Source organism: Brevundimonas vesicularis, from assembly GCF_044807075.1.
Lineage (GTDB): Bacteria > Pseudomonadota > Alphaproteobacteria > Caulobacterales > Caulobacteraceae > Brevundimonas > Brevundimonas vesicularis_G.
The window spans coordinates 2,590,536-2,615,349 of record NZ_CP085234.1 but is presented as its reverse complement, the minus strand read 5'-3'; the positions used below and the strand labels follow the sequence as shown (position 1 = coordinate 2,615,349).

The following is a 24,814-nucleotide window of genomic DNA, read 5'->3' as shown; positions in this document are numbered from 1 at the left end:
ATAGCATCGGAATGACGCCGATCACCACCACCGAGGCGCTGGCCGATTTCTGCGCCCGCGTAGCCAACGCTCCCTTCATCACGGTCGACACCGAGTTCATGCGGGAAACGACCTATTGGCCGAAGCTCTGCCTGATCCAGGCGGCCTCGGCCGATCACGCCGCCATCATCGACCCGATGGCGGAGGGGCTGGATCTGGAGCCGTTCCTGGACCTGCTGCGCGACGAGAAGATCGTGAAGGTCTTCCACGCCTGCCGCCAGGACGTGGAAATCTTCGTGCGCCTGGGGGCCATGCCCAAGCCGATGTTCGACACCCAGGTCGCCGCTATGGCCGCCGGATTCGGCGAGCAGGTCGCCTATGATTCGCTGGTGCGGCAGATGCTGCGTATCGAGGTGGACAAGGGCAGCCGCTTCACCGACTGGGCGCGCCGGCCGCTGTCGGACAACCAACTGGTCTATGCGCTGGGCGACGTGACCCACCTTGCGGCGCTTTATCCCAAGCTGCGCGATCGGCTGCAGAAGGAAGGCCGGCTGGAGTGGGTTATGTCGGAGATGGAGAGCCTGACCGATCCGGCCCTCTACGACACCAATCCTGAAAACGCCTGGAAGCGGCTTAAGCCCAAGAAGTTCTCGGCCAAGTATCTGGCGGCGTTCAAGGCCGTCGCCGTCTGGCGCGAGCGGGCGGCGCAGGAGCGCGACCAGCCGCGCGGCCGCATCCTGAAGGACGAGGGCATCGACGAGATCGCCCAACAGACCCCGACGGATGTCGAGGCCTTCAATCGCCTGCGCTCGGTGCCCAAGGGTTTCGGCGGTTCACGGCTGGGTCTGGAACTGGCCGAGGAGCTGAAACGGGTTCTGGCCGATCCTGAAGCCTTTGCGCCCGAGATGGAGCGCCCCGCCCACCGCCAGCCGGCGCCGCCGTCGGTGGTGGAGCTGTTGAAGGTGCTGCTGAAGGCCAAGAGCGACAACGCCGGCGTGGCCTCCAAGCTGATCGCCACCGTGTCGGACCTGGAAAAGATCGCCATCAGCGACGACGCCGACATCGACGCGTTGAAGGGCTGGCGCCGCCAGATCTTCGGCGAGGATGCGCTGAAGCTGAAGCGCGGCGAGATCGCTCTGGTGCTGAACGGCGCGCGGGTGGAGGTCGTCGAGATAGAGTAGGGAGCAGTGTCTCCTACCCGCTTTGTGGGGAGGGGGATCGCGAAGCGGTGGAGGGGCTCTTGAAGTCCCGCGGGCGCCAATGATGCGTTGGAGAACCCCTCCGTCCCGGCGCGGAGGGCGCGCCGCGCCACCTCCCCATAAGATGGGGAGGAGACGGGTCGCCTTATATCTTCAGACCCAGGTCCATCGCCTCGGCGAGGGCCTTGGCGCGCTTTTTGGTCTGTTCGCCCAAGAGGACGTCAGCGTAGCCTTCGGTCGCGGTCAGGCGCAGGTCGCCGCCTTTGACCTTGGCGGCGGCGTTGGCCATCAGCTGGGGCGAGCGCCCGGACAGATCGCAGGCCAGACGGATCGCCAGGCCGAGGGCGCGGGCGCGTTTGGCGGCGGCGGCGTCGAGCAGGCGGTCGATGACCTCGGGCTGCGGCGTGGCGGGCGCGCCGCCATAGCGAGCGTTCATTGCGCTGGCCAAAAAGGCGCGTTCCGTGTGGCTGATGCCGGCGACGGGCGCGCGCAGCACCTGGTCGAAGACAAGCTCCAGCCGGTGATCCGGGTGCAATCGGGCGCCCAGGTCCGCCAGACGGCAGGCGGCGCTGACCAGCACGGCGTCGCGTTTCTCGCCGAACACCTCGGGAAGGGCGGCGACCATTTCGGAAATCCAGCCGTTCAGCGCGCCGGGCAGGGCGGGAGCCACGCCCTGACGACCGCCCAGGGCGGTGCAGCCGGCCAGAAGCGGATCCGCTGTCCGCGTCGCCTCGTCCAGCGTCTCGAACAGCAGGCCCTCGCGTACGCCCCAGGCCGACATCTCGATCTGCTTGAGACCGAGATGTTTGATCAGCGCCTCGAGCACCAGACCGGCGTAGGGCAGGGTCTCGGCCCGCTTCTTCGATACGCCGGGCAGTTTGGCCAGGCTGGCAGCCGACTGTTGGGCCACCAGACGCGCGGTCTCCAGCGCCTCCTCGGCCGACATCTGATACTGATGCACGACCTTCAGCGGATAGGATTTCAAGCCCATCTGCACCTGGGCCAGGGTCCGCCAGGCGCCGCCCACGGCGTAGAGGCGTTCGCTCTTGAACTGGCTTGCGACCGGTTTCAGAGCCTGATCGATACGGGCCTTGATGCGCTCGGCGTCGAAGGCCTTGCCGTCAGCCAGAGCAAACGGACCCAGCGGCAGTGTCAGGCCGTTCTCGACGCCGTCTCCGTTCAGCCGGGTCAGCTCAAGACTGGCGCCGCCCATGTCGGCCGAGACGCCGTGAGCCAGGGGGGCTCCGGCCAATACGCCCATGGCCGCGTATTTGGCCTCTTCCTCACCCGACAGGACGCGGATTTGGAGGCCGGTTTCGGCGGCGACTCGTTCACAGAACTCCGGCCCGTCCAGGGCTTCGCGCACGGCGGCGGTGGCGGCGATCAGGGTCGCGTCGGGCCGCACGCCTTCCAGAACGGCGGCGAAACGGCGCAGCGCCGTCATCGCCATGACCACGCCCTCGGGCGACAGTTTGCGCGTCGTCGGCAGGTCGCGGCCCAGGCCGGCCAGAACCTTCTCATTATAGACGGTCCAGATCGCGCGGCCTTCCAGCCGGTACAGGACCAGGCGAACCGAGTTTGAACCGATGTCGATCGCGGCGATGTCGCGGTCGGTAAGCATGATGTCGGGCATCAGCGGCCTGGACGCTCGTAGCGCAGGACGGCGGGCAGGCTCTTGGCCTTGCGGCCGCGCCCGGAGAGGCTGGGGTTGGTCATGAAGTATTTGTGGGCCGAGAAGGGCCGCTCAGGATCGGCGGGGGTGACGCGTGTATAGCGTCCTTCGGCGTCCAGCACCCAGCTTTGTGCATCGTCCTTCAGATTGGCGACCATGATCTGGTCCAGCACCTGATCGTGGACGGTGGCGTTGCGGATCGGCGTCATCAACTCGACCCGGCGATCCAGGTTGCGCGTCATCCAGTCGGCCGAGGAGATGAAGACCTTGGCCTTGTCATGCGGCAGGTCCTTGCCATTGGCGAAACAGACGATGCGGCTGTGTTCCAGGAAGCGGCCGACGATCGATTTGACCCGGATATTCTCCGACAGACCCGGCACGCCGGGACGCAGGCAGCAGATGCCGCGCACCACCAGATCGATACGCACGCCCCACTGGCTGGCCCGGTACAGGGCGTCGATGATCTCGACATCGACCAAGGCGTTCAGCTTGACCCAGATAGCGGCGGGCTTGCCCATGGCGGCGGCCGACATCTCCTTGCCGATCAGTTCGATCAGCGTGGCCTTCATGTTCAGCGGCGAGACGACCAGGGCTTCCAGATGGTCCGGCGTCGCATAGCCGGTGATGTAGTTGAACACCCGCGTCGCATCACGCCCCAGGACGGGGTCGCAGGAGAACAACGACAGGTCGGTGTAAACCTTGGCCGTCACGGGGTGATAGTTGCCGGTGCCGAAGTGGCAGTAGGTGCGCAGGCCCTCGCCCTCGCGCCGGACGACGACACTGACCTTGGCGTGGGTCTTGTATTCGACGAAGCCGAAGACGACGTGGACGCCGGCCCGCTCCATCGCCCGCGCCCAGCGCAGATTGGCCTCTTCGTCGAAGCGGGCCTTCAGCTCGACCAGGGCGGTGACGTTCTTGCCGTTTTCGGCCGCCTCGATCAGGGCGGCGACGATGGGGCTGTCCTTGGAGGTGCGGTACAGCGTCTGTTTGATCGCGATGACATTGGGATCGCGCGCGGCCTGACGCAGAAACTGAACCACCACGTCGAAGCTCTCGAACGGGTGGTGGATCAGCAGATCCTTTTCGCGAATGGCCGCGAAGACGTCGCCGCCATTGTCGCGGACGCGTTCGGGATAGCGCGGCTCATAGCCCTTGAACTTCAGATCCGGGTGGCCGCCGGGGATCAGGTCCGACAGCTGGGCCAGACCCAGCATGCCGTCGACCAGAACCACGTCCTGGGGCGCGGCCTCGAGCTCGCTGACGATGAAGTCGCGCAGATCGACCGGCATGGACGCCTCGATCTTGACCCGCACCACCGAGCCCAGACGACGTTGTTTCAGCGCCTCCTCGAACTCCAGGACCAAATCTTCGGCCTCTTCCTCGATTTCGATGTCCGAGTCGCGGATCAGGCGCAGCACGCCCTTTTCCTGAACCTCGCAGCCGGGGAACAGGTGATCGATGAACAGCAGCAGCACGTTTTCCAGCGTGATGAACCGCTTGTGCCCCGGCGTGGAACGGCCGTCGGTCGGCAGTTCCCAGAACCGACGCACCTGGGTCGGCACCGGGACCAGGGCGTAGAAGGTCTTGGTCTCGCCCTTGCGCTTCAGCTTCAGCGCCAGGGAGAAGCCAAGGTTGGGCAGGAAGGGGAAGGGGTGGGCCGGGTCGATGGCGAGCGGCGTCAGGACCGCGAAGAGCTGGTTCAGGAACTCGGGTTCCAGACGCTCGCGCTCGGTCTTGGTGATCTTCTGGCGATCGACGATCTCGATGCCGGCGACGGTCAGCTCCTTCTTCAGCTGACGCCAGCGCAGCTGCTGTTCGGCCATCAGCTCGCCGGCGGCGATGTTGATCCGCTCCAGCTGTTCGGCGGGCGTCAGGCCGTCGGCGGACAGGACGCGCAGGCGTTCGCGCAACTGGCCCTTCAGACCGGCGACGCGGGTCATGAAGAACTCGTCCAGGTTATTGGCCGAGATGGACAGGAACCGCAGCCGCTCCAACAGCGGGTGGTTGGGGTTGGCCGCTTCTTCCAGAACCCGTTCGTTGAACGCCAGCCACGAGGTTTCGCGATTGAAGAACCGGCTGGGCGAGGCCATCAGCTCTTCGCTCAGCGCCAGTTGGGGGGCGCGAGAGGCGGGAACCTCTTCGCCTCGGGTGTCGTCATGGATCGCGGCGTCGGTCATGAACCGGTTCTCGCGCGCGTGTGTGACGGCCGCAAGCGGGCGCCGAGAAAATGTCGCGGGTCAGTCGGCGGCGGCGTCCATGGTGTCCAGCACCTGACGCGCCAGAACGCGCGTGACCGGGCGGTGAAGGGCGTCCAGACGTTCGACCACCGCAGCGGCGGTCTCGGCCGAGCGGTCCAGGCGTCGAACCAGATAGTCGATCACGTCGTCGGACGGGGTAATGCTGCGTTCGGCGAAACGGGCGCGCAGGATGGCCGACAGGACCGCGTCGTCGGGCGCGGCGATGGCGACGGCGCGCACGGCGTCCAGCCGCGATCGCAGATCGGGCAGATCGACCGACCACTGACGCGGGGCCGAACGCGACACCAGCAGCAGGGCGCCCCCGCCGGAGTTGGCCAGGTTGATCAGATGAAACAGGCTTTCGTCATCGGCGTCCGCCGCGCGGTCCAGCAGGACCGGCCGGCCTTCCAGCTCCAGCGGATCGATCAGGGCGGCCTCGGCCCCGTTCAGCGGCACGGCGCCGACCCGCTCGGCCCAGTCGGCGGCGAGGCGGCTCTTGCCCGAGCCCGGGGGGCCGTGCAGCGCCAGCACCGCGCCCACGCCGTCGGGCCAGCGGGCCAGAACGCGCACGGCCTCGGCGTTGCTGTCGGACGTCACGAAGGCCTCGCCCGCAACCGGCCGCTCCAGCGGCAGACGCAGCTGTTCGGTCGTCGTCGGGGGCAGGGCGCTCAGCGCGGACATGCGCCTGTCATAGCAGAGGCCGGCGTTAACCGCGTCAGGCCCGCGCTGTTGGTTGCGGGGAGCGAACCGCGCCGCTGTGGATGAATCAGGCGAATTCAGCCAAGGCGGGGTTCAGCTTGCCGGCCCTGAACTCGGTCACCGTGTAATCGGCCAGGCCGTGAACCTGGAACGGATCGTCCTTCAGCAGGGTCTCCAGCTCTTGCTTGGTGCCGCCGCTGCGCACCACCAGAATGCCGCCGGTGCGCGGCACCATCGGCCCGGCGGCGATGATTAGGCCGCTGGCGACATGCTGATCCAGCCACGCGCGATGCTCGACCGTCCGTTCCTCGATGGCTTCGATGGGCTGGGTGTAGGTGATGGTGACGATGAACATGGCGGCCTCGGGCGGGATGGAAGCCTCAGATATCATGCGCGGCGGCAGGCTTTGCAACGGCTGAAACCTTGACTTTCCGGGGCGATGATGCGCCCTACGCCGCTTCGATTTCGGGCGCCGACGGCGTCGGATTCCACCGCCCAGAGACTCCAGACGGTTCGTTTCATGCACGCCTATCGCTCTCACACCTGCGGCGCCCTGCGCGCCTCCGACGCCGGTTCCGCTGTTCGTTTGTCGGGCTGGGTTCACCGCAAGCGCGACCACGGCGGCCTGCTGTTCATCGATCTGCGCGACCATTACGGCCTGACGCAGCTGGTTCTGCACCCCGAGACGCCGGGCTTCGCCGCCGTGGAGCGCCTGCGCGCCGAGAGCGTGATCAAGGTCGATGGCGAGGTGGTCGCCCGCGACGCTTCGGTGGTGAACCCCAACCTGCCGACCGGCGAAGTCGAGGTGCGCGTCCAGGGCGTTGAGGTGCTGTCCGAAGCCGCCGAACTGCCGATGCCGGTCTTCGGCGATCAGGAATATCCCGAGGACATCCGCCTGGCCAACCGCTTCCTGGATCTGCGTCGCGAGCGACTGCACAAGAACATCGTGCTGCGCTCCAAGGTGATTTCCTCAATCCGCCGCCGCATGGTCGATCAGGGCTTCCTGGAGTATCAGACGCCGATCCTGACGGCCTCGTCGCCGGAAGGCGCGCGCGACTTCCTGGTGCCGTCGCGACTGCACCCGGGCAAGTTCTATGCGCTGCCCCAGGCGCCGCAGCAGTTCAAGCAGCTGCTGATGGTGTCGGGCTTTGATCGCTATTTCCAGATCGCGCCGTGCTTCCGTGACGAAGACCTGCGCGCCGACCGTTCGCTGGAGTTCTATCAGCTCGACGTCGAGATGAGCTTCGTGACGCAGGAAGACGTCTTCGCCGCCATCGAGCCTCTGATGCACGGCGTGTTCGAGGAGTTCGGCGAGGGCAAGCCGGTCTCGGCCATCGACGGCGTCCATACCTTCACCAACGACTTCGGCGAGACGTTCGAACACAAGGGTTTCGAGCGCCTGACCTACGCCCAGTCGATGGCCTGGTACGGTTCGGACAAGCCGGACCTGCGCAACCCGATCAAGATGCAGGTGGTGTCGGATCACTTCCGCGACGGCGGCTTCGGTCTGTTTGCCAAAATCCTGGGCGCGGACGACAAGAACGCCGTCTGGGCCATTCCGGCCCCCACGGGCGGTTCGCGCGCCTTCTGCGACCGCATGAACAGCTGGGCGCAGGGCGAGGGCCAGCCGGGCCTGGGCTATATCTTCTGGTCCGAGGACCAAAGCGCCTGGGGCGGCCCGATCGCCAAGAACCTGGGGCAGGAACCGGCCGAGGCCCTGATGTCTTCGCTGGGCCTGGGCCAGGGCGACGCCGCCTTCTTCGTCGCCGGCCTGCCTGCGACCTTCGCCAAGTTCGCCGGCCTGGCCCGCACCCGCGTGGGCGCCGAGCTGAAGCTGGTGGACGAAGACCAGTTCAAATTCTGCTGGATCGTCGACTTCCCCATGTTCGAATGGTCGGAAGAGGAGAAGAAGGTCGACTTCAGCCACAACCCCTTCTCCATGCCGCAGGGCGGGCTGGAGGCCCTGGAGAATCAGGACCCGCTGACCATCCGCGCCTATCAGTACGACATCGTCTGCAACGGCTATGAACTGTGCTCGGGCGCGATCCGGAACCACAAGGCCGAGATCATGCTGAAGGCGTTTTCCATCGCCGGCTATGACGCCTCGGTGGTCGAGGAGCAGTTCGGCGGCATGCTGAACGCCTTCCGCTTCGGCGCCCCGCCGCACGGCGGCCTGGCCCCCGGCATCGACCGCATCGTCATGCTGCTGGCGGGCGAGACGGCCATCCGCGAGGTCATCGCCTTCCCGCTGAACCAGCAGGGCGAGGATCTGCTGATGAACGCTCCGACCGAGGCCGAGGAGCGCCAGCTGAAGGATGTCCACATCCGCACGGCCCTGCCGATCAAGGTGTGATCGGCGAGGTCTGATCAAGGACGATAGAGGGGGACGCTTCGCGGCGTCCCCCTTTTTTGTGCTCGCGCCCAGGGCGAGCACGATTGCCTGCAACCGCAAACCGGGATTTACGTTCGGATCGGACGTTAATCTTTCGGTAACCAAATGCGACGCGCCATTCGACTGGGTATCTTCATCGGCACCGTGCTGGGCATGAGCGCCTGTGCGACCCAGTTTGACGCCAACGGCCGGCCGGTTTCGGGCGCTTACGGCTCGGTCGAAACTGGGCGAACGGGCTGAGCGCAAAGGAAAACGTGGCGCTGGTCGCGATCCTGCCCTAATGTAGCGCCGCGGACGCCGTCTGTCGCGCCGCGTCGGTCCCCAAAACCCCCTAGATGTTACTCATCGCTATTGCTGTCGTTCTGCTCCTTGTGGTGCTCAACGGCTTGTTCGCCATGACTGAATTGGCGGTCGTCTCCTCGCGGAAATCCAAACTGCAGGCGAGGGCGGAACGGGGCGACCGGGGGGCCAGGGCGGCCCTGAAACTATCGGAAGAACCGACTCAGTTCCTTTCCGCGGTCCAGGTGGGCATCACCCTGATCGGCATTCTGGCGGGCGCCTATGGCCAGGCGACCATCGCGGGGGAACTCGATCGGATCCTGGAAGCCGCCTTCCCGGCGCTCGTCCAATACACCGAATTCTTCGCGACCGCCGTGGTGGTCGTGTGCATCACCTATGTCTCGCTGATCATCGGCGAGCTGGTGCCCAAGCGCCTGGCGCTGATCTTCCCCGAGACGGTGGCGTCCAAGATGGCCAAGCCGATCTCGACGTTGGCGATCGTGCTGAAGCCCTTCGTCCTGCTGCTGACCGCCTCGACCTCGGGCATTCTGAAGGTGATGGGCGTCAAGGATCGCGACGGATCGGACGTGACCCAGGAAGAGGTGGCCACCATTCTGGCCGAGGGCACCTCGGCCGGCCTGATCGAACCGGAAGAACAGGAGATGATCGAGGAGATCATGCGCCTGGGCGACCGTCCGGTGCGCGTCGCCATGACGCCGCGCCACGAGGTGTTCTGGATCGCCCTGGACGACCCGGAGGAGGTTGTGCGCGAGGAAATCCGCACCTGCCCCTATTCGCGCATCGTCGTGGCGCGCGAGAACGACGTCGATAATCCGCTGGGCTTGGTTCACAAGAAGGACCTGCTGGACGCCCTGCTGACGACCGGCAAGATCGATGTGGAGCCGCTGGTCGCCGAGCCGGCCTTCATCCCTCAGTCGACCTCGGTGCTGAAGGCGTTGGAGATCCTGAAGGGCTCGCGGGTCCACATGGCCTTCATCGTCGACGAATACGGCGCCTTCGAAGGCGTGGTGACGGCGACCGACATCCTGGAAATGATCGCCGGCGACTTCGACGAGGGCCATGACGAGGAGCAGGCCTGGATCCATCAGCGCGCCGATGGCAGCTGGCTGGTGGACGGTCAGACGGACCTCGACGATCTCGCCGACACCCTGGGCGAGGACTTCGGCGAGCATGAAGGCTTCCACACCGTCGCCGGCCTGATTCTGCACCAGATCTCGCGCGTCCCGGACGAGGGCGAAGTGCTGCAGGTCGGCCGATTCGAGGTCGAGGTCGTGGATATGGACGACCGCCGCATCGACAAGCTGATCTTCAAGGAACTGGTGAAGGCCGAGGACGAGCGCGACGCCATCGCCGCGCATCTGGAAGACTGATCGCAAGTGTCACATCGCCCTTGAAATGGCGGGCGGTGTCGGGCATACGCCCCCCTCTGGCGAACGCACGGACCTTTCGGGTTTGCGCGGTAGTCTAGGAGTTTAGCTCAGCTGGTAGAGCACCGGTCTCCAAAACCGGGGGTCGTGGGTTCGAGTCCCCCAACTCCTGCCAATCCCCCCTGTCGCTTCCGGATGGGACTTCCCATCTGGGGCGACAGGAACAATTGTGTGAAGAGCAACTGATGGCCAAGGCCAAAACTCCCGGCAAGCGGCCTCAAGGCAGCGCGAAGCCCCAGGTCGCTGCGGCCGGCGCCGCCATCACGGTCGATTCGCCCGAGCCCAAGAAGCCCCGCACCAGCCCCGGCCAGTTCCTGAGCCAGGTGCGCGCCGAGGGCCGCAAGATCGTCTGGCCCAGCCGCAAGGAGACCTGGATCACCTCGGTGATGGTCTTCATCATGGTGATCATCGCCTCGATCTTCTTCTGGATCGTGGACACCGGCCTGGGCTACGCCTTCCGCTACATCATCGCTCTCGGATCCTGAGAAAGACGCGCCCATGACCGATGCAGCGCCCGCAAAGCCCGCCAATCCGCGCCACAAGTGGTACATCGTCAACGCCTACTCGAACTTCGAGAAGAAGGTCGCCGAGCAGCTGCGTGATCAGGCCAAGCAACAGGGCCTGGAAGACGCCTTCTCCGAAATCCTGGTTCCGACCGAGGACGTCGTCGAGATCCGTCGCGGCCGCAAGGTGAATTCGGAACGCAAGTTCTTCCCCGGCTATGTGCTGGTGAAGATGGAAATGACCGACCAGGCCTATCACCTGGTCAAGAACACGCCGAAGGTCACGGGCTTCCTCGGCGCCGCGGGCGGCACCAAGCCCCTGCCGGTCTCCGAGCGTGAAGTTCAGAACATCATCGGCGCCGTGGAAGAGGGCGTCGAGCGTCCCAAGCCCACCATCCGCTTCGACATCGGCGAGAAGGTCAAGGTCATCGACGGCCCGTTCGCCAGCTTCGACGGTTCGGTCGAGAGCGTGGACGAAGAACACGCCCGCCTGCGCGTCGCCGTCTCCATCTTCGGCCGCGCCACGCCGGTCGAACTGGAATACGCCCAGGTGGAGAAGGTCGCGGGCTGAGGCTCACATACCGGTCGAGATTTAAGCCGCGTCCGAAAGGGCGCGGCTTTTTCGTTTCTGCGGCGAGGGCAGGGCGGTGCGTTGCCTTTCCATCCCCCCTCTGTTACACGCGCGCCTTCGCTCGGCGGGCCGTGGTTCGTGGAGCGTCAAATCCGTGGGAGGCAGCCATGCCGCACCACGGCTCACCGGTCCCGGATCACGTCCGGGATCATTCATAGGAGAGACCAATGGCCAAGAAGATTCTCGGCTATATCAAGCTGCAAGTGCCGGCCGGTTCGGCCACGCCTTCGCCCCCGATCGGCCCGGCTCTGGGTCAGCGCGGCGTGAACATCATGGGCTTCTGCAAGGAGTTCAACGCGCGCACCGAGAAGGAAGCCAAGGGCACCCCGCTTCCGACCGTGATCACCGTCTATCAGGACAAGTCGTTCACCTTCATCACCAAGACGCCGCCGGCGACCTGGTATCTGAAGCAGGCCACGGGCCTGAAGTCGGGTTCGAAGCTGGTCGGCCGTGAAGTCGCCGGCAAGATCACGCAGGCGCAACTGCGCGAGATCGCCGAAAAGAAGATGAAGGATCTGAACGCCAACGACATCGACGCGGCGGCCAAGATCATCGAAGGCTCCGCCCGCGCGATGGGCCTCGAAGTGGTGGAGGGCTAAACCATGGCCAAGCAAACCAAGGCCTTCAAGGCCCGCACCGGCGTGACCCAGGATCTGCTGCCGTTCTCCGACGCCATCAAGCTGGCCAAGGAAAACGCCAAGGCCAAGTTCGACGAGTCGCTGGAAATCTCGGTCAACCTGGGCGTCGACCCGCGTCACGCCGACCAACAGGTCCGTGGCGTCGTCAACCTGCCGTCGGGCACCGGCCGTGACGTTCGCGTCGCCGTCTTCGCCAAGGACGCCAAGGCCGCCGAGGCCACCGCAGCCGGCGCTGAACACGTCGGCGCCGAAGATCTGTACGAAAAGATCGCCGGCGGCTTCATGGAGTTCGATCGCGTGATCGCGTCGCCGGACATGATGGCCCTGGTCGGCCGTCTGGGTAAGGTGCTGGGCCCGCGCGGCCTGATGCCGAACCCCAAGGTCGGCACCGTGACCCCGAACGTGGCCCAGGCCGTCAAGGACGCCAAGGGCGGCGCCGTCGAGTTCCGCGTCGAGAAGGCGGGCATCGTCCACGCCGGCATCGGCAAGGTCTCGTTCACCCAGGATGCTCTGGAAGCCAACGTGAAGGCCATCGTGGACGCCCTGGTGCGTTCCAAGCCGTCGGGCGCCAAGGGCACCTATGTGAAGCGCATCAGCCTGTCCTCGACGATGGGCCCGGGCTTCAAGGTCGATCCGGCCTCGCTGGGCGCCTAAGTCGCAAGACAAGCCACACTGAAGAACGGCGGGGAGCGATCCCCGCCGTTTTTTCTTGCCCGGATCAGTAGGCGGCGGTGAAGCGGGCGCGGCTGTGCTTGGGGTTCTCCAGCTCGTCGGTCATGGCGATGGCGTAGTCGGAGAAGCCGATCTTGCTGTCGCCGTTGGCGTCCACGACCAGTTGGTCGGTCCCGGTGCGATAGTGGCCCAGGCGCGGCGTTTCCTCGATCAGGGCCGCGGGGGAGAAGAAGGTCCAGTCGATGTCCGTTTCCTGACGCAGGTCGTCCAGGAAGGTCAGGCCGCCCTTGGCGATGGGCTTCCATTCGGCCGGAAACTGCGGCGTGTCGAACAAGAGGACGCCGGGCGCGACCTCCAGGCTGGCGGCGCCGCCGGTGACGAGCAGGCGCGGGACGCCGGCGGTCTTCAGCGCGCCAAGGATCTTCGCGGCGGGAATATCGAAGTGCAGGGCGCTGATGACAGCGTCCGAACCCTTGATCAGATCGGCGAGCCCAGCGGCGTCCGAGGCGTCGCCGGCGACAGGCGTGACGCCGGTGGCGGTCGGGATCGCCTCCGGCTTGCGGGCGATGGCGGTGACCGTGTGACCGCGCGCGGCCAGTTCCTTGGTGATTTCCGAGCCGGCGCGACCGCTGGCGCCGAGAACTGCGACTTTCATGGAAGGCTCCTTTGGGTATCCAATGGATACCAGGTGCGATATGGGATGCGCCCATGCAAGACGGCACCTCTCAGACACCTGGTCACCTTCAAGAAACCTGGCTGCGCGGCGACGTGTTAGCAGCGAACTGTCCGACGCGGCAGCTGCTCGACCGCATCGCCGACAAGTGGAGCACCCTGATCCTGATCGTGCTGGGCGAGGGGCCGATCCGCTTCAACGCCCTGAAGCAGCGGGTCGATGGGGTGTCGCAGAAGATGCTGAGCCAGACGCTGAAGTCGCTGGAGCGCGACGGGCTGGTGTCGCGCTCCGTCGTGGCCACCGTGCCGGTGTCGGTGACCTATGCGGTCACGCCGCTGGGCCGGACCCTGATGGCGGCGATGCAGTCGATGATCGACTGGGCCGAGACCCGGATGCCGGACGTCGCGGCGGCCCAGATGGCCTACGATCAGCGATCCTCCGACGCCCACTGACTTTTTTATCGCATGCGGCGAACGGCCACGCTCGACCCGCGTTCCTGTCGCGACCTTGAAGGGGGCGATATGTTCGGACTGGGAAAACTGATCGGCGACAAGCCTGGCGTGGGCGGCCACGACCCGTGGAAGGGGCGCCTCGCGTTCGGCGCCATCGTGCTGGTGGCGGCCTATTTCGCGGTCCAGCTGATCGTGGCGCTTCAGACTCTGTGGCTGCTGATCTTCGGCGCTATCGTGGTGGCGGTGATCCTGCGGGCCTTGGCCGATCCCATCGTGCGCTGGCTGAAGGCGCCGGACCCGCTGGCCGTCCTCCTGTCGCTCCTGATCGTCGTCGCCGTGCTGGCGGGCGTGCTGACCCTGTTCGGCACGCAGATCACCGAGCAGGTCGTCGCCTTGTCCGCCGTGGTGCCGGAAGGCTGGAACCAAGTGCAGTCCTGGATTCAGGCCCAACCTTATGCCGCGCAACTGTTCGACCAGATCCAGGGCTTGGGCGACAGAGCCGGTCAGGCGCTGCAGGTGGCGCAGAAGTTCGCCCTGGGCTTCGCATCTGGCGTGACGACCCTGTTGCTCGTCGTTGTGGCCGGTGTCTTCCTGGCGATCGAGCCCGCCAAGTCGCGCGAAGGGCTGCTGTCCATGCTGCCCATGGATCGGCGGCCGCGAATGCGCGAAGTGCTGAACAGCTGCGGCAAGGCGCTGAAGGGCTGGCTGAAGGCGCAGCTGTTCTCGATGGTGCTGGTCGGGACACTAACGGGCGTAGGGCTGGCCATCATCGGCGTGCCGTCGGCGCTGGGGCTGGGTCTGCTGACGGGTCTGGCGCAGTTCGTGCCGATCGTGGGTCCCATCGTCTCCACCGTGCCGGCCGTGCTGGTCGGCGCCACGCAAGGGTGGCAGACGGCTTTGATGACGCTGGCGCTGTATGTCGTTGTGTCCCAGCTGGAAAGCAACTTCATCACGCCGATGGTGCAGAAGAACGTCGCAAACCTGCCCGTCGTGCTGGGCATCTTCGCCGTGGTGGGCATCGGCACCCTGTTCGGCCCGCTGGGCGTGCTGTTCGCCACGCCGCTGGCGCTGGTGCTGCACACGCTGATCACCATGCTGTATCGTCAGGACGTGCTGGGCGATCCCGAGGCCAAGGTGCCCGGCGAGAAATAAATGGGACCGTCCGTGGTCTGACAACTTGACGCAGGCGTTGCGATCCCGTTTCGAGGGCGGCCGCGACCGGCAGACCTGGAACCAGACGTGAAGATTGGGCGAGCGCCAGCACGAATCGTCAGGACCGCTCACGCGATGGGCGAGGGCTGAGGCGTGGCGCAGGCCCGGTCGAAACGCACCTCACGCTCCGAGACCCGTCAGGTCGCGGCCCTGCCGTGGCGGCTGGAGGATGGCGAGCGTCGCATCCTGATGATCACCTCGCGCGAAACGCGGCGCTGGGTGATTCCAAAGGGCGGGCGGATGGTCGGCAAGAGCGACCCCGAAGCCGCCGCGCAGGAGGCGATGGAGGAGGCCGGGGTCAAGGGCGACATCGACATCCAGTCCATCGGCGTCTTCCGCTACGCCAAGGGTCTGAAGGACGGGGGCGTACGACAGTGCGTAGTGTCGGTCTATCCGCTGGAAGTCCTGATCCAGATGGGCGCCTGGCCCGAGGCGCATCAGCGCGAACGCCGCTGGATGAGCCTGAGCGAGGCGGCGGACCTGGTTCACGAGCCTGACCTGGCCGCCCTGATCCGCGACTTCGACGCCACGCCGCTGGAAGATTGAGCAACCGTCGGTCGAATTCGACTGGTCAGCTTGGGTGATACCTGCCGATAAGGGAGCAGGGGAGGCGATCATGACCATCATTCATAATCTGGCGCTGGGAGTGGCGCTTGTTTCGGCGTTCGGTTCGGGTACGGCAGCGCTGGCGCAAAGCACTGAGGCGCCGAACCGCGGCGAGGAGCGCCTCCAGGTCGTCGTTCGTCCAGACGAAGGCCTGGCCCGCCGCAGTGTCCTGGCGCGCGAACTGATCAATCTCTCTGCCGGGCCGAACTTCATGAAGGAGTTCGAGCAGGCCATGGGCGAGCAGTTGGACGAGATCACTCAGAAAGGCGGCGAGGAGGCGGCCTGGATCCGGACCAATATGCCGCCGATGCTCAGCCGGATGGTGGTGCGTCTGCTGGACGACATGGTTCCGGCCTATGCGGAGCTTTACACCGAAGAAGAACTGCGCGGTCAGATCGACTTCTATCGCAGTCCGGTAGGGCGCGCTGTCGCGGCCAAGGCGATTCCATTGGGCGTGGCCGTGCAAGAGTCGCAGATCGAAGTGATGACCAGCTTCATGACCGAACTGCAGAGCAAATATTGCGCCCGGTTCGATTGCGGCGAGGCTGAGCAGACCGGGGCCAAGCCCAGCCGGCGTTAAGCCGGGTTGATTTCCAACGGCGGCGCCTGTAAGAGCGCCGCTTCCCGTCGGAGGTTCATCTTCTGACGGTCCTGTCCGAGAACTTCGGGGCGTGGGGGTCACCCAGGCCATAACTGTCAGAGAGCCCTCTGACGCCGTGGGGAGATGGGGACGCGACCTTGCGCTGTCAGCCCGCATTCCGGGACGGACGCCGTCAGACGCATCCTTCGGACAATAAGACCGGCCCGACGTTTCGCAGCGATGCGACGCGCTTTGGCCAATCCGTCGTCGGGAATAAGCCCGGCGGCGAATACCAAGACTGGAGACCGCAATGGATCGCGCTCAAAAAGCCGAGTCTATCGAATCGCTTAAGGGCGTTTTCGCCGACGCCGGCAGCGTGGTCGTGACCCACAACCTGGGTCTGACCGTTGCGGAAATGGAAGATCTGCGTGGCCGTCTTCGAAAAGAAGGCGGCGCGTTCAAGGTGGTCAAGAACCGCCTGGCGCTGAAGGCGCTCGAAGCCGAGGAAGGCAGCGACTACCACAACCTGTTCAAGGGTCCCGTGGGCATCGCCTATTCCGAGAACCCCGGTACGGCCGCCAAGGTCGCCACCGAATTCGCCAAGGCCAACGATCGCTTCAAGATCGTCGGCGGCTTCATGGGCTCGACCATCGTCGACCAAAAGGGCGTGGACGCACTGTCCAAGCTCCCGACGCTCGACGAGGTTCGCGGTCAACTCATCGGCCTGCTCAACGCGCCTGCGACCCGTATCGCCGGCGTGCTGCAAGCACCCGCCGGTCAGCTGGCTCGCGTGTTCAACGCCTACGCCACCAAGGAAGCCGCGTAAGCGGCCCAGCCTTTCATCTCTGCATCACTCTCTAAAACCAATCCTCCGAAGGAAAACTGACAATGGCTGACCTCGCCAAGATCGTCGAAGACCTGTCCGCTCTGACCGTCCTCGAAGCTGCTGAACTCTCCAAGCTGCTGGAAGAAAAGTGGGGCGTCAGCGCCGCTGCTCCGGTCGCCATGGCTGCTCCGGCCGCCGGCGGCGGCGCTCCGGCTGAAGCTGCCGAAGAGCAAACCGAATTCACCGTCGTCCTGGTCGACGGCGGCGACAAGAAGATCAACGTGATCAAGGAAGTCCGCGGCGTCCGTTCGGACCTGGGTCTGAAGGAAGCCAAGGACCTGGTCGAAGGCGCTCCGCAGAACGTCGTCGAGAACGTCTCCAAGCAACAAGCCGACGAAGTCGCCAAGAAGCTGACGGAAGCCGGCGCCAAAGTCCAGATCAAGTAAGATCTGACTCTCGGCATTTGCTGAAGATCGGAAAGGCCCGGCGGGAAACCGCCGGGTCTTTTTCTTTTTAGGGCCTACCGCGCTTCGCGCTACTTGAGGCCCATGAGCGGCACCAAGGCTAGGGCTTGGTCTGCATCAGCGCTGCGGGCGGGTGCGGGCCGCGAAGAAGGCCCATAGGGCGTTGTTGTCGGCGACCCAGCTGTGGCCGCCGCCGGCGGTGATGCGGCCCACCACGTCCGCGCCGTCGCGGCAGGCTGAGTAGCGCTCTTCATAGATATTGTCGGCGATCCAGCGGGTGTCGCGCACCTGGGCACAGCCGTTCAGCTGGGCCCAGCGCTGTTCGGCGGCATGCATGGTGTAGCTCCAATAGCCTGCACCGCCGCCGTGGATCGGATTGGTCGTGTCGGCGTCGCCGGCGAAGGCGATGACCGGCATGGGGCGCGGAGGGCGGCAGGTGGCGGGATCCGGTTCCTCCGGGCGGTCCTTTCTGGGATTGCCGGCGCGCAAGCCGACGACCGGGGCGATGGCGGCGAAGCGGTCGGCGGCGACGCAACCCAGCCAGGACGCCATCCGCCCGCCGCCCGACAGGCCCGTCGCATAGACCCGGCCGTCGTCGACGCAGCCCTGGTCGGCCAGATAATCGATGGCTCCCGTCAGATAGGCGACATCGTCGGCGTCGCCGGGGCCGGGAACCCTGCCGGTGACGGTCGGCACGCCGGGGATATTCCAGACGAAACCTTGATCGATCCGAATGCCGGCGTCGGGCGCGGCGACGATGAAGCCGTGCCGATCCGCCGCCTCAGCCAGGCCGGAAGACGCCAGCATCTTCTCTCCCGTGCCGCCGCTGCCGTGCAGCAGGAAGACCAGAGGCGCAGGCTTTGCGGGGTCAAAATCGGCGGGCAGGTGGATCCGCATCGTGCGACCGGAGCGGCCGATGGCGACGGCCTGGGTCGCGCCCGCCTGTCCGACGTTGCAGGGGCCGGCCGCTTGAGCCGACGGGCTGAAGATCATCAGGCCCGTCAGGGCGGCGAACAGACCAAACCAAGGCTTCATGCGACGTCGTCTCCGCTGATCGAGGCCGACAGGGTGGGGCGTTTTCCGTAGCGAGGCCAGTCTTGAGCGGCGCCGTGCGGCTTCCCATCTGTGGACACCCCAAGACGGAGCCATCCCCTATGAAAATTCTGCTGGTGCTGACGTCGCACGACCAACTCGGCGACACGGGCAAGAAGACCGGCTTCTGGCTGGAAGAACTGGCGGCGCCCTATTACGCGCTGAAGGATGCGGGCGCGGAGCTCGTGCTGGCCTCGCCCAAGGGCGGTCAACCGCCGTTGGACCCCAAGAGCGACGACCCCGACGCCCAGACGGACGACACGCGCCGGTTCAAGGCCGACGCTGAAGCCCAGGCCGCCCTGGCCTCGACGGTCGTCCTGTCGTCGGTGAAAGCCGAGGATTTCGACGCCGTCTTCTATCCCGGCGGCCACGGACCGCTGTGGGACCTGGCGAACGACGCCGACTCCATCGCCCTGATCGAGGCCTTCGCCAAGGCGGACAAGCCGACCGGCTTCGTCTGTCATGCGCCCGGGGTGCTGAAGTCGGTGAACGGGCCGGACGGCAAGCCGCTGGTCAACGGCCGCAAGGTCACCGGCTTCACCAACTCCGAAGAGGAGGCCGTGGGCCTGACCGACGTGGTGCCGTTCCTGGTCGAGAACGTGCTGACCGCCAACGGCGGCGACTACTCCAAGGGGCCGGACTGGGGCTCCTATGTTCTGACCGACGGCAAGCTGGTGACAGGGCAGAATCCGGGCTCATCGCACGCAGCGGCCGAGGCGTTGCTGAAGCTGTTGAAGGCGTAAGGAAATACTGTCTCCTCCCCGCGACGCGGGGAGGGGGACCGCGAAGCGGTGGAGGGGTTCTTGAAGTCCCACTGACCTAAAGAGCCCCTCCGTCGCGACGCGAAGGCGCGTCGCGCCACCTCCCCACCGAGTGGGGAGGAGACGATCGCCCAGAGTTAGCGCCGGCGGGGCGCGAGGATGTCGGACAGGCGATCCGGCGCGCCCTCGATCCGTTCCAGGCTGGGGTAGCGCAGGCCGTCGTGGTAATCGAAGGCCACCGTGCGGAAGCGATCGCCGGATTTCAGCAACAGTTCGATCGGGGCGTCGGTCCCTTTCGCCGCCGTAACGGCGTCGCGCAACACCTCGGCCGAACCGGTCTTGCCGTTGACGGCGACCAGGCTCCAGCCGGCGCCGAGGCCTTGCTCGAAGGCGGGGCCGCCCCAGCGGATGTTGGTCAGCTTGTCGCCCGACAGGGTGAAGCCCAGCGAATACTGGAAGTCGTTGGCCCAGCCGCTTTGAACCGACTTCTCCGCCGCCGAGGGCGTGTCGGTGTAGGTCAGCCGCCAGCCGCCACGCTCGATCCCGGCCAGCGGCGCCCTGGCGTCGGGGCCGACGGCGTCCAGACGGGTGCGCAGGAAGGCGGCCCAGTCGTGAGGATAGACGGCGTTCAGGGCCGCGACGACGTCTTCGAAGGTGTAGCCCTGAGGCGCCCATTCGCCGTCGTCGTGACCGAAGAAGTCCCTGGCGAAATCATCCAGCGACTTGCGGCCATTGGTGCCCTCGCGGATCAGGGTGTCGGCGTCCAGCCAGACCAGCAGGCTTTCGCGGTAGTAGTCGCCGGTGCCGCGCATCCATGAGGTGAACTGGCCCGGCACGCGATAGCCCAGCAGATTGTGATTGTTGGTGTCCTGCAAGGCGCGCCACTGGCGGCCCGGCTGCTGGTCGTAGAAGGCGGCGACGCTGGCCAGGGTCGCCAAAGCCACGTCCTTGGAATGCAGGCCCGAACGGGCGGCCAGCACATCGCCCCAGTATTCGGTCTGGCCTTCATAAACCCACAGCAGGGTGTTCTGGGTCGGAACGTTGTGGTTGGCGGTCAGCTCGTCCGCCGGACGCATGAACTTGCCGTTCCAGGAGTGGGTGTATTCGTGCGGCAGCAGGCCCCGGTCGCCGGCGCTCTTGGTCCAGTTGGTGAAGAAGTCGGGCGCACCGGTGTTCTCGGACGAGCGATGATGCTCCAGCCCGATGCCGCCCATCTGATCGGTCAGGGCGAACAGGAATTCGTAGTTGTCGAAGTGACGGGCGCCGAAAAGGCGGTCGGCCTGCTGAACCATGTTCTCGAACAGTTTCAGCTGGTCGTCGGTGGCGGCCAGACCCTTGGCTTCGTCGGCCAGGATGTTCAGGTGGACGCGCTCACCGCTGGGATCGATATCCACGCGGCGATAATGGGCGCCGGCGAAGATGGGGCTGTCGATCAGGGTGTAGAGGTCGGTCGGGGCGAAGGTCGCCACGTCGCCGTCATGGGACGCCGTGGTCAGGGCGGTGCCGTATTTCCAACCGGCGGGCAGGACCACCGAGGGGGCGACCTGGATCTGGCGGCTGAAATAGCCGGCCGGATAGAGGATGGCCTTTTCCCACTGCAGATTGACCATGGCCGGGGTCATCAGCACACGCCAGTTGGAGGCGTCGGGTTGGGTCAGTTGCTGGAACTGCACCTCGATGCTGGTCACGCCCACCGGAATGTCGAGGTGGAAGGCGTAAGGGTCCAGCGTATCGCGCAGCCACTCGATGCGCCGGCCGTCGGCGATGACGGTCAGGCCAGCCAACAGCTGGATCGGGCCGGTGGCGGCGTGGTTGCCGGGCAGGAACTTGGGATAGAGCAGGGTCAGCGGGCCAGGACCGGCGACCGGGATGGTCTGGCTGACGCGGATGATGCGGCGGTCCAGGTCGGTGATGTCGGCGCGGTATTGGATCACGCCCGGACAAGGCTTGTCCTGTGGCGCCGGGATGGCTGGCTGGGCGCGGGGCAGGGCCAGCGGCGCCTGGGTCGCATCGGTGACGATAGGGGTCGACTGGAAACTCTGGGCCAGAACTGGCGAAGCGGCGGCCGTCATCAAAACGGCGAGGCAGGCGGCGGTCAGGCGGGTACGCGGCATTCGGTCATCCGGTTCGGCGAAGGAGCCGCACCGTCAGGGGCGAGGGGCGATGCGTCAAGCGTGGCGTTGTGTCTCCTCCCTCTCGCGACCGATCGGGAGGAGACGTACGCCGTCAGCGCCGGCGGGGCGTCAGGATGTCGCCCAGCCGATCAGGTGTGCCGGGGATGCGTTCCAGGCGGGGGTAGCGCAGGCCGTCGTGGTAGTCGAAGACGACCATGCGGTATTGCTCGTCGTCCTTGACGATCAGGGTGATGGGCGTCGACGGATCCTTGGCTGCGGTGACGGCCTCGGTCAGGCGTTCGGCGCTGGCGGCCTGCCCGTTGACGGCGACGATCTCCATCCCGGCGGCCAGGCCCGACTTGAAGGCCAGGCCGTTCCACTGGACGCTGCGGATCTTGTTGCCTTCGCCGGTCTGGAAGCCCAGCGAATAGGTGAAGTCGTTGCGTTTCAGCTCGGCATACAGGGTCTTCATGTAATCGGTGGGCTTGTCCGAATAGGCCAGCCGCCAGCCGCCGCGCGCCAGACCGTCCAGCGGGGCGCGGGCCTCAGGGCCATCAGCGTCCAGGCGGGTGCGCAGGAAGGTCGCCCAGTCGTTGGCGACGACGCCGTTCAGGGCCGCGACCACATCCTCGAACGTATAGGGAGCGGGCGTATAGCTGCCGTCCTGGAAGCCGTAGAAGGCGCGGGCGAAGTCGTCGAGGGATTTGCGGCCATTCGTCTTCTCCCGGATCAGGGTGTCGACGTCGAGCCAGATCAGCTCGCCCTCCGAATAGTAGTCCTCGTCGCGCTGCCACGACAGCCAGCCCTTGGGCTGGCGCTGGCTGATGATCGGGTCGTTGGTCGTGTCTTGAAGGGCGCGCCATTCGCGGCCGACGCGCGTGTCGTAGGTCGCGGCGGTCATGGCCAGGGCGTCCATCGCCTGTTGCTTGCTGAGCAGGCCCGAGCGGGCGGCGATCACCTGACCGTAGTACTGCGTCTGGCCCTCGTAGACCCACAGCAGGCTGTTCTGCAGCGGGCTGTTGAAGTTGGGCACATACTGGTCGGCGGGGCGGCGCCATTTGCCGTCCCAGGAGTGGTTCATCTCGTGGCTGAGCAGGTCGCGGTCGGACAGATGGGTGTCCCAGCCGGTGAAGAAGGCGGGATCGACCGAGTTTTCCGAACTGCGGTGATGCTCCAGACCGATGCCGCCCAGCTTGTCCGTCATGGCGATCAGGAAGTCGTAGTGGTCGAAATGGCGCGCGCCATACAGCCGGTCCATCTGGGCGACCAGATTGCGCAGGATCTGGATCTGCTCGTCGGTGGCGTTCAAGCTGTCGGCCTTGTCGGCGACGATGTTGGCGCGGACGGGCGAGCGGCCGCCGGGGTCGAGGTCGATCTGGCGATAGTGAACGCCGGCGAAGACCGGGCTGTCGATCAGCACTTCCAGATTGACGGGCTTGAAGGTCTGGACGTCGCCAGCCTTGGTTTCGGGCTCCAGCGCCGTGCCGAACTGCCAGCCGGCGGGGAACTTGACCGTGGGCTGGACCGTGATGTTCCGCGACCAGTGGCCGGCGGGATAGAGCAGCATCTTCTCCCACTGGATGTTCAGCATCTCGGGCGTCATCGTGATGCGGCCCTGATTGCCGGTCGTCGGCGACAGGTGCTGCAGGGTGATGTTCAGCGCCGTCGCACCGGCCGGGACGACGACGTGGTAGGCGAAGGGATGCAGGGTGTCGCGGACCCACTGCACCCGCTGGCCGTTCGCCGTGATCTCGATGCCGGCCAGCTGTGCGATGGGGCCGACGGGGCCGTGATTGCCCGGCAGCCATTCGGGGAAGAACAGGGTCATCGGTCCCGCCTGGGCGACCGGGATCGTTTCCTTCACCGCAAAGATGTGCTGGGCCAGGTTGGTGGCGTCGATATCCAAGGTGATGACGCCGGGATAGGCGACGTCCCGCGCTTCCGGAATCGCGGGCAGGGGCGCGGGCAGGGCGGGGGGCGCGGTCGAGGCCTGCTGCGCCAGGGCGGCCGGGGCGGTCGAGGCCAAGAGTAGGGCGAGGCCGAGCGGAGCGGCGCGCAGGCAAGAACGGATCATCGAGGACTCTTCAGGCGACTTGGGGAGCCGCGACAGTCCGACGCAGGGTGCAAGGCGTCAAGCTCGAAGCCGTTGACAATCTTGCGTCCGCCGCCGGGCGGAACGGGCTGTCCCGCTTTTCCGTTGATGCCGCGCACACGCCTTGATCCGGCCCGAAACCGGGTGCGGAATGGCGTCGCTTGAAGCCTGACTTTCTCGGATGCCCATGAAGACCCGATCGATCGTGCTCGCCGCCGCCTTCGCCTTGTCGGCGTGCGGCAATCCCTCGAACTCCAAGGCGCAGGAGGGCGAGTTCGCCCAGCCGACGCGCACCGCCCCGGCCGATGCGGCGGGAATGAAGTCCAGTTTTGCGCCCGTGGTGCGATCCGCCGCGCCGGCCGTGGTCAATATCTCGGCACGTAGCGTGCAGCGGGTGCAGGCCGATCCCTTCTTCCAATTCTTCGGCGGCGGCATTCCCCAGGCGCGGGTGGCGGAATCCGTGGGTTCCGGCGTCATCGTCCGCTCTGACGGGATCGTGGTGACCAACAACCACGTCATCGACGGCGCCCAGCAGATCAAGGTCGTGCTGAACGATCGGCGCGAGTTTCCCGCCACCGTCATCCTGGCCGACGAGCGCAGCGATATCGCCGTGCTGAGGCTGGAGAACGTCAGCGACCGCCTGCCGGTCCTGGCCATCGACGATCAGGAAGAGCAGCAGGCCGGCGATCTGGTCCTGGCCATCGGCAATCCGTTCGGCGTGGGTCAGACGGTGACGAACGGCATCATTTCGGCCCTGAACCGGACCGAGACCGGCATTTCCGACAGCGGCTCCTTCATCCAGACCGATGCGGCCATCAATCCCGGCAACTCGGGCGGGGCGCTGGTGGACATGGATGGCGACCTGATCGGCATCAACACCGCCATCTTCTCGCGCTCGGGCTCCTCGGCCGGGGTCGGGTTCGCGGTGCCGGCGGCCATGGTCAAGCGGGTCGTCGACAGCGCGCTGGGCGGCGCGACGGCTGTGGTTCGGCCGTGGCTGGGCGTGAAGGGCGATACGGTCACCGGCGACATCGCCGGCAGCCTGGGCCTGAGCCGACCGCAGGGGCTGGTCGTCACCGACGTCTACGCAAACGGTCCGGCCGCGCGCGCCGGCATTCGTCAGGGCGACGTCATCACCGCCGTCGATGGTCAGGAGATCAACGACCAGAACGGACTGAACTACCGCGTCGGTTCGCGCAATCCGAACGATCAGGTGCAGGTCGCCATCCTGCGCGACGGTCGGGCGCAGACCGTGACGGCACGGGTGCAGACCCTGCCGGGCGACGCCGATCCAAAGCAGGGGGTGACGATCCAGTCCGGCCCCTTCGCCGGCGCCGAGGTCGTGGCGCTTAGCCCCGCTCTGGCGGACCGGCTGGGCGGCGATCCGTTCGCGACGGGCGTCATCGTGACCGGCGTGTCCGGCCGCGGCTATGCGGCGCGCGCGGGCTTCCGCCAGAACGACCTGATCGTCAGCATCAATGGCCGCGCCATCGGCTCGGCCCGCGATGTGGAGGCCGCCAGTTCGGGTCGAGGCCCGTGGGAGGTCGTCGTCAATCGTGGCGGCCGTCAGATCCGCGGCGTGCTGAGATAGGT

General features: G+C 66.1%; 24 protein-coding genes and 1 tRNA gene. 17 read left to right on the top strand and 8 right to left on the bottom strand.

Features of this window, described 5'->3' with window-relative positions; all coding sequences use genetic code 11:
- Nucleotides 1-11 precede the first annotated feature (11 nt).
- Complete coding sequence (rnd, locus tag LG306_RS13165) at nucleotides 12-1,160, top strand: ribonuclease D (protein ID WP_404415271.1); 1,149 nt, start codon at nucleotides 12-14, stop codon at nucleotides 1,158-1,160.
- Nucleotides 1,161-1,323: 163 nt separating this feature from the next.
- On the opposite strand, the gene LG306_RS13160 is transcribed toward rnd, so the two are convergent.
- The 4 genes from LG306_RS13160 to LG306_RS13145 form a co-directional block, all read right to left on the bottom strand.
- Nucleotides 1,324-2,811 carry a Ppx/GppA family phosphatase gene (locus tag LG306_RS13160; RefSeq protein WP_404415268.1) on the bottom strand — a complete coding sequence of 496 codons (1,488 nt, stop codon included), beginning with the start codon at nucleotides 2,809-2,811 and terminating at the stop codon, nucleotides 1,324-1,326.
- Nucleotides 2,811-5,027: an RNA degradosome polyphosphate kinase gene (locus LG306_RS13155; protein ID WP_039243735.1), complete on the bottom strand. Its 2,217-nt coding sequence runs from the start codon at nucleotides 5,025-5,027 to the stop codon at nucleotides 2,811-2,813. Before LG306_RS13155 ends, LG306_RS13160 begins: the two co-directional genes overlap by 1 nt.
- Before the next feature lie 60 nt (nucleotides 5,028-5,087).
- Nucleotides 5,088-5,768 (bottom strand): chromosomal replication initiator DnaA, encoded by a 681-nt coding sequence (locus LG306_RS13150; protein ID WP_404415265.1) that lies wholly within the window; start codon nucleotides 5,766-5,768, stop codon nucleotides 5,088-5,090.
- Between the two features lie 85 nt (nucleotides 5,769-5,853).
- Nucleotides 5,854-6,177: a YciI family protein gene (locus tag LG306_RS13145; RefSeq protein ID WP_404415262.1), complete on the bottom strand. Its 324-nt coding sequence runs from the start codon at nucleotides 6,175-6,177 to the stop codon at nucleotides 5,854-5,856.
- A 129-nt stretch (nucleotides 6,178-6,306) separates the two neighbouring features.
- Between LG306_RS13145 and aspS the strand changes: the two genes are divergently transcribed.
- The 8 genes from aspS (at nucleotide 6,307) to rplA (ending at nucleotide 12,331) form a co-directional block, all read left to right on the top strand.
- Nucleotides 6,307-8,139, top strand: coding sequence for an aspartate--tRNA ligase (gene aspS / locus LG306_RS13140; protein ID WP_404415259.1), 1,833 nt, complete (start codon nucleotides 6,307-6,309; stop codon nucleotides 8,137-8,139).
- A gap of 144 nt (nucleotides 8,140-8,283) precedes the next feature.
- Nucleotides 8,284-8,418, top strand: coding sequence for a hypothetical protein (locus LG306_RS13135; RefSeq protein WP_404415256.1), 135 nt, complete (start codon nucleotides 8,284-8,286; stop codon nucleotides 8,416-8,418).
- Between the two features lie 95 nt (nucleotides 8,419-8,513).
- Complete coding sequence (locus tag LG306_RS13130) at nucleotides 8,514-9,848, top strand: hemolysin family protein (protein WP_404415253.1); 1,335 nt, start codon at nucleotides 8,514-8,516, stop codon at nucleotides 9,846-9,848.
- 96 nt (nucleotides 9,849-9,944) lie between these two features.
- Nucleotides 9,945-10,020 (top strand) — tRNA-Trp (locus tag LG306_RS13125).
- 70 nt (nucleotides 10,021-10,090) lie between these two features.
- Entirely contained in the window at nucleotides 10,091-10,390 is a 300-nt protein-coding gene (gene secE, locus LG306_RS13120) for a preprotein translocase subunit SecE (protein ID WP_404415250.1), read from the top strand.
- A 13-nt stretch (nucleotides 10,391-10,403) separates the two neighbouring features.
- Complete coding sequence (nusG, locus tag LG306_RS13115) at nucleotides 10,404-10,979, top strand: transcription termination/antitermination protein NusG (RefSeq protein WP_017506694.1); 576 nt, start codon at nucleotides 10,404-10,406, stop codon at nucleotides 10,977-10,979.
- 227 nt (nucleotides 10,980-11,206) lie between these two features.
- Nucleotides 11,207-11,638: a 50S ribosomal protein L11 gene (rplK, locus tag LG306_RS13110; protein WP_055754816.1), complete on the top strand. Its 432-nt coding sequence runs from the start codon at nucleotides 11,207-11,209 to the stop codon at nucleotides 11,636-11,638.
- A 3-nt stretch (nucleotides 11,639-11,641) separates the two neighbouring features.
- Nucleotides 11,642-12,331 (top strand): 50S ribosomal protein L1, encoded by a 690-nt coding sequence (gene rplA, locus LG306_RS13105; RefSeq protein WP_017506695.1) that lies wholly within the window; start codon nucleotides 11,642-11,644, stop codon nucleotides 12,329-12,331.
- Between the two features lie 64 nt (nucleotides 12,332-12,395).
- Here the strand turns inward: rplA and LG306_RS13100 are convergent, their stop codons facing one another.
- The gene (locus tag LG306_RS13100; protein ID WP_404415245.1) at nucleotides 12,396-13,004 is read right to left on the bottom strand and encodes an NAD(P)-dependent oxidoreductase; all 609 of its coding nucleotides are present in this window, start codon (nucleotides 13,002-13,004) and stop codon (nucleotides 12,396-12,398) included.
- Between the two features lie 53 nt (nucleotides 13,005-13,057).
- On the opposite strand from LG306_RS13100, the gene LG306_RS13095 reads away from it, so the two are divergent.
- The 6 genes from LG306_RS13095 to rplL all read left to right on the top strand — a co-directional run bounded on the left by LG306_RS13095 (nucleotide 13,058) and on the right by rplL (nucleotide 17,144).
- Complete coding sequence (locus tag LG306_RS13095; protein WP_404415242.1) at nucleotides 13,058-13,474, top strand: winged helix-turn-helix transcriptional regulator; 417 nt, start codon at nucleotides 13,058-13,060, stop codon at nucleotides 13,472-13,474.
- Nucleotides 13,475-13,543: 69 nt separating this feature from the next.
- The gene (locus LG306_RS13090; protein ID WP_404415240.1) at nucleotides 13,544-14,626 is read left to right on the top strand and encodes an AI-2E family transporter; all 1,083 of its coding nucleotides are present in this window, start codon (nucleotides 13,544-13,546) and stop codon (nucleotides 14,624-14,626) included.
- Nucleotides 14,627-14,779: 153 nt separating this feature from the next.
- Nucleotides 14,780-15,232, top strand: a complete 453-nt coding sequence (locus LG306_RS13085; RefSeq protein WP_404415237.1) for an NUDIX hydrolase — start codon at nucleotides 14,780-14,782, stop codon at nucleotides 15,230-15,232.
- 70 nt (nucleotides 15,233-15,302) lie between these two features.
- Complete coding sequence (locus LG306_RS13080) at nucleotides 15,303-15,872, top strand: DUF2059 domain-containing protein (protein ID WP_404415234.1); 570 nt, start codon at nucleotides 15,303-15,305, stop codon at nucleotides 15,870-15,872.
- Nucleotides 15,873-16,182: 310 nt separating this feature from the next.
- Complete coding sequence (gene rplJ / locus LG306_RS13075; RefSeq protein ID WP_055754822.1) at nucleotides 16,183-16,698, top strand: 50S ribosomal protein L10; 516 nt, start codon at nucleotides 16,183-16,185, stop codon at nucleotides 16,696-16,698.
- 62 nt (nucleotides 16,699-16,760) lie between these two features.
- On the top strand, nucleotides 16,761-17,144 hold the full coding sequence (gene rplL, locus LG306_RS13070) for a 50S ribosomal protein L7/L12 (RefSeq protein ID WP_017506702.1): 384 nt from the start codon (nucleotides 16,761-16,763) through the stop codon (nucleotides 17,142-17,144).
- 135 nt (nucleotides 17,145-17,279) lie between these two features.
- Here rplL and LG306_RS13065 read toward each other — a convergent pair whose 3' ends face one another.
- Entirely contained in the window at nucleotides 17,280-18,197 is a 918-nt protein-coding gene (locus tag LG306_RS13065) for an alpha/beta hydrolase family esterase (protein WP_404415230.1), read from the bottom strand.
- 119 nt (nucleotides 18,198-18,316) lie between these two features.
- On the opposite strand from LG306_RS13065, the gene LG306_RS13060 reads away from it, so the two are divergent.
- Nucleotides 18,317-18,997, top strand: coding sequence for a type 1 glutamine amidotransferase domain-containing protein (locus LG306_RS13060; protein WP_404415227.1), 681 nt, complete (start codon nucleotides 18,317-18,319; stop codon nucleotides 18,995-18,997).
- 155 nt (nucleotides 18,998-19,152) lie between these two features.
- Here LG306_RS13060 and LG306_RS13055 read toward each other — a convergent pair whose 3' ends face one another.
- Together LG306_RS13055 and LG306_RS13050 are read right to left on the bottom strand one after the other, a co-directional pair.
- The gene (locus LG306_RS13055; RefSeq protein WP_404415224.1) at nucleotides 19,153-21,129 is read right to left on the bottom strand and encodes a M61 family metallopeptidase; all 1,977 of its coding nucleotides are present in this window, start codon (nucleotides 21,127-21,129) and stop codon (nucleotides 19,153-19,155) included.
- 112 nt (nucleotides 21,130-21,241) lie between these two features.
- Complete coding sequence (locus tag LG306_RS13050) at nucleotides 21,242-23,203, bottom strand: M61 family metallopeptidase (RefSeq protein ID WP_404415222.1); 1,962 nt, start codon at nucleotides 23,201-23,203, stop codon at nucleotides 21,242-21,244.
- A 205-nt stretch (nucleotides 23,204-23,408) separates the two neighbouring features.
- Here LG306_RS13050 and LG306_RS13045 point away from each other — a divergent pair, with 205 nt between their 5' ends.
- Entirely contained in the window at nucleotides 23,409-24,812 is a 1,404-nt protein-coding gene (locus LG306_RS13045) for a Do family serine endopeptidase (protein WP_404415219.1), read from the top strand.
- The last annotated feature ends 2 nt before the right edge of the window (nucleotides 24,813-24,814 follow it).

Excerpts from the sequence above, each read along its gene's own strand:
- aspS (WP_404415259.1), top strand. The coding sequence starts at position 6,307 with ATGCACGCCTATCGCTCTCACACCTGCGGCGCCCTGCGCGCCTCCGAC.
- rplJ (WP_055754822.1), top strand. The coding sequence starts at position 16,183 with ATGGATCGCGCTCAAAAAGCCGAGTCTATCGAATCGCTTAAGGGCGTT.
- secE (WP_404415250.1), top strand. The coding sequence starts at position 10,091 with ATGGCCAAGGCCAAAACTCCCGGCAAGCGGCCTCAAGGCAGCGCGAAG.
- LG306_RS13045 (WP_404415219.1), top strand. The coding sequence starts at position 23,409 with ATGAAGACCCGATCGATCGTGCTCGCCGCCGCCTTCGCCTTGTCGGCG.
- rplL (WP_017506702.1), top strand. The coding sequence starts at position 16,761 with ATGGCTGACCTCGCCAAGATCGTCGAAGACCTGTCCGCTCTGACCGTC.
- LG306_RS13160 (WP_404415268.1), bottom strand. The coding sequence starts at position 2,811 with ATGCCCGACATCATGCTTACCGACCGCGACATCGCCGCGATCGACATC.
- LG306_RS13155 (WP_039243735.1), bottom strand. The coding sequence starts at position 5,027 with ATGACCGACGCCGCGATCCATGACGACACCCGAGGCGAAGAGGTTCCC.
- rnd (WP_404415271.1), top strand. The coding sequence starts at position 12 with ATGACGCCGATCACCACCACCGAGGCGCTGGCCGATTTCTGCGCCCGC.
- LG306_RS13065 (WP_404415230.1), bottom strand. The coding sequence starts at position 18,197 with ATGAAGCCTTGGTTTGGTCTGTTCGCCGCCCTGACGGGCCTGATGATC.
- nusG (WP_017506694.1), top strand. The coding sequence starts at position 10,404 with ATGACCGATGCAGCGCCCGCAAAGCCCGCCAATCCGCGCCACAAGTGG.
- rplA (WP_017506695.1), top strand. The coding sequence starts at position 11,642 with ATGGCCAAGCAAACCAAGGCCTTCAAGGCCCGCACCGGCGTGACCCAG.
- LG306_RS13080 (WP_404415234.1), top strand. The coding sequence starts at position 15,303 with ATGACCATCATTCATAATCTGGCGCTGGGAGTGGCGCTTGTTTCGGCG.
- LG306_RS13150 (WP_404415265.1), bottom strand. The coding sequence starts at position 5,768 with ATGTCCGCGCTGAGCGCCCTGCCCCCGACGACGACCGAACAGCTGCGT.
- LG306_RS13130 (WP_404415253.1), top strand. The coding sequence starts at position 8,514 with ATGTTACTCATCGCTATTGCTGTCGTTCTGCTCCTTGTGGTGCTCAAC.
- LG306_RS13145 (WP_404415262.1), bottom strand. The coding sequence starts at position 6,177 with ATGATATCTGAGGCTTCCATCCCGCCCGAGGCCGCCATGTTCATCGTC.
- rplK (WP_055754816.1), top strand. The coding sequence starts at position 11,207 with ATGGCCAAGAAGATTCTCGGCTATATCAAGCTGCAAGTGCCGGCCGGT.
- LG306_RS13135 (WP_404415256.1), top strand. The coding sequence starts at position 8,284 with ATGCGACGCGCCATTCGACTGGGTATCTTCATCGGCACCGTGCTGGGC.
- LG306_RS13090 (WP_404415240.1), top strand. The coding sequence starts at position 13,544 with ATGTTCGGACTGGGAAAACTGATCGGCGACAAGCCTGGCGTGGGCGGC.
- LG306_RS13055 (WP_404415224.1), bottom strand. The coding sequence starts at position 21,129 with ATGCCGCGTACCCGCCTGACCGCCGCCTGCCTCGCCGTTTTGATGACG.
- LG306_RS13100 (WP_404415245.1), bottom strand. The coding sequence starts at position 13,004 with ATGAAAGTCGCAGTTCTCGGCGCCAGCGGTCGCGCCGGCTCGGAAATC.
- LG306_RS13050 (WP_404415222.1), bottom strand. The coding sequence starts at position 23,203 with ATGATCCGTTCTTGCCTGCGCGCCGCTCCGCTCGGCCTCGCCCTACTC.
- LG306_RS13060 (WP_404415227.1), top strand. The coding sequence starts at position 18,317 with ATGAAAATTCTGCTGGTGCTGACGTCGCACGACCAACTCGGCGACACG.
- LG306_RS13095 (WP_404415242.1), top strand. The coding sequence starts at position 13,058 with ATGCAAGACGGCACCTCTCAGACACCTGGTCACCTTCAAGAAACCTGG.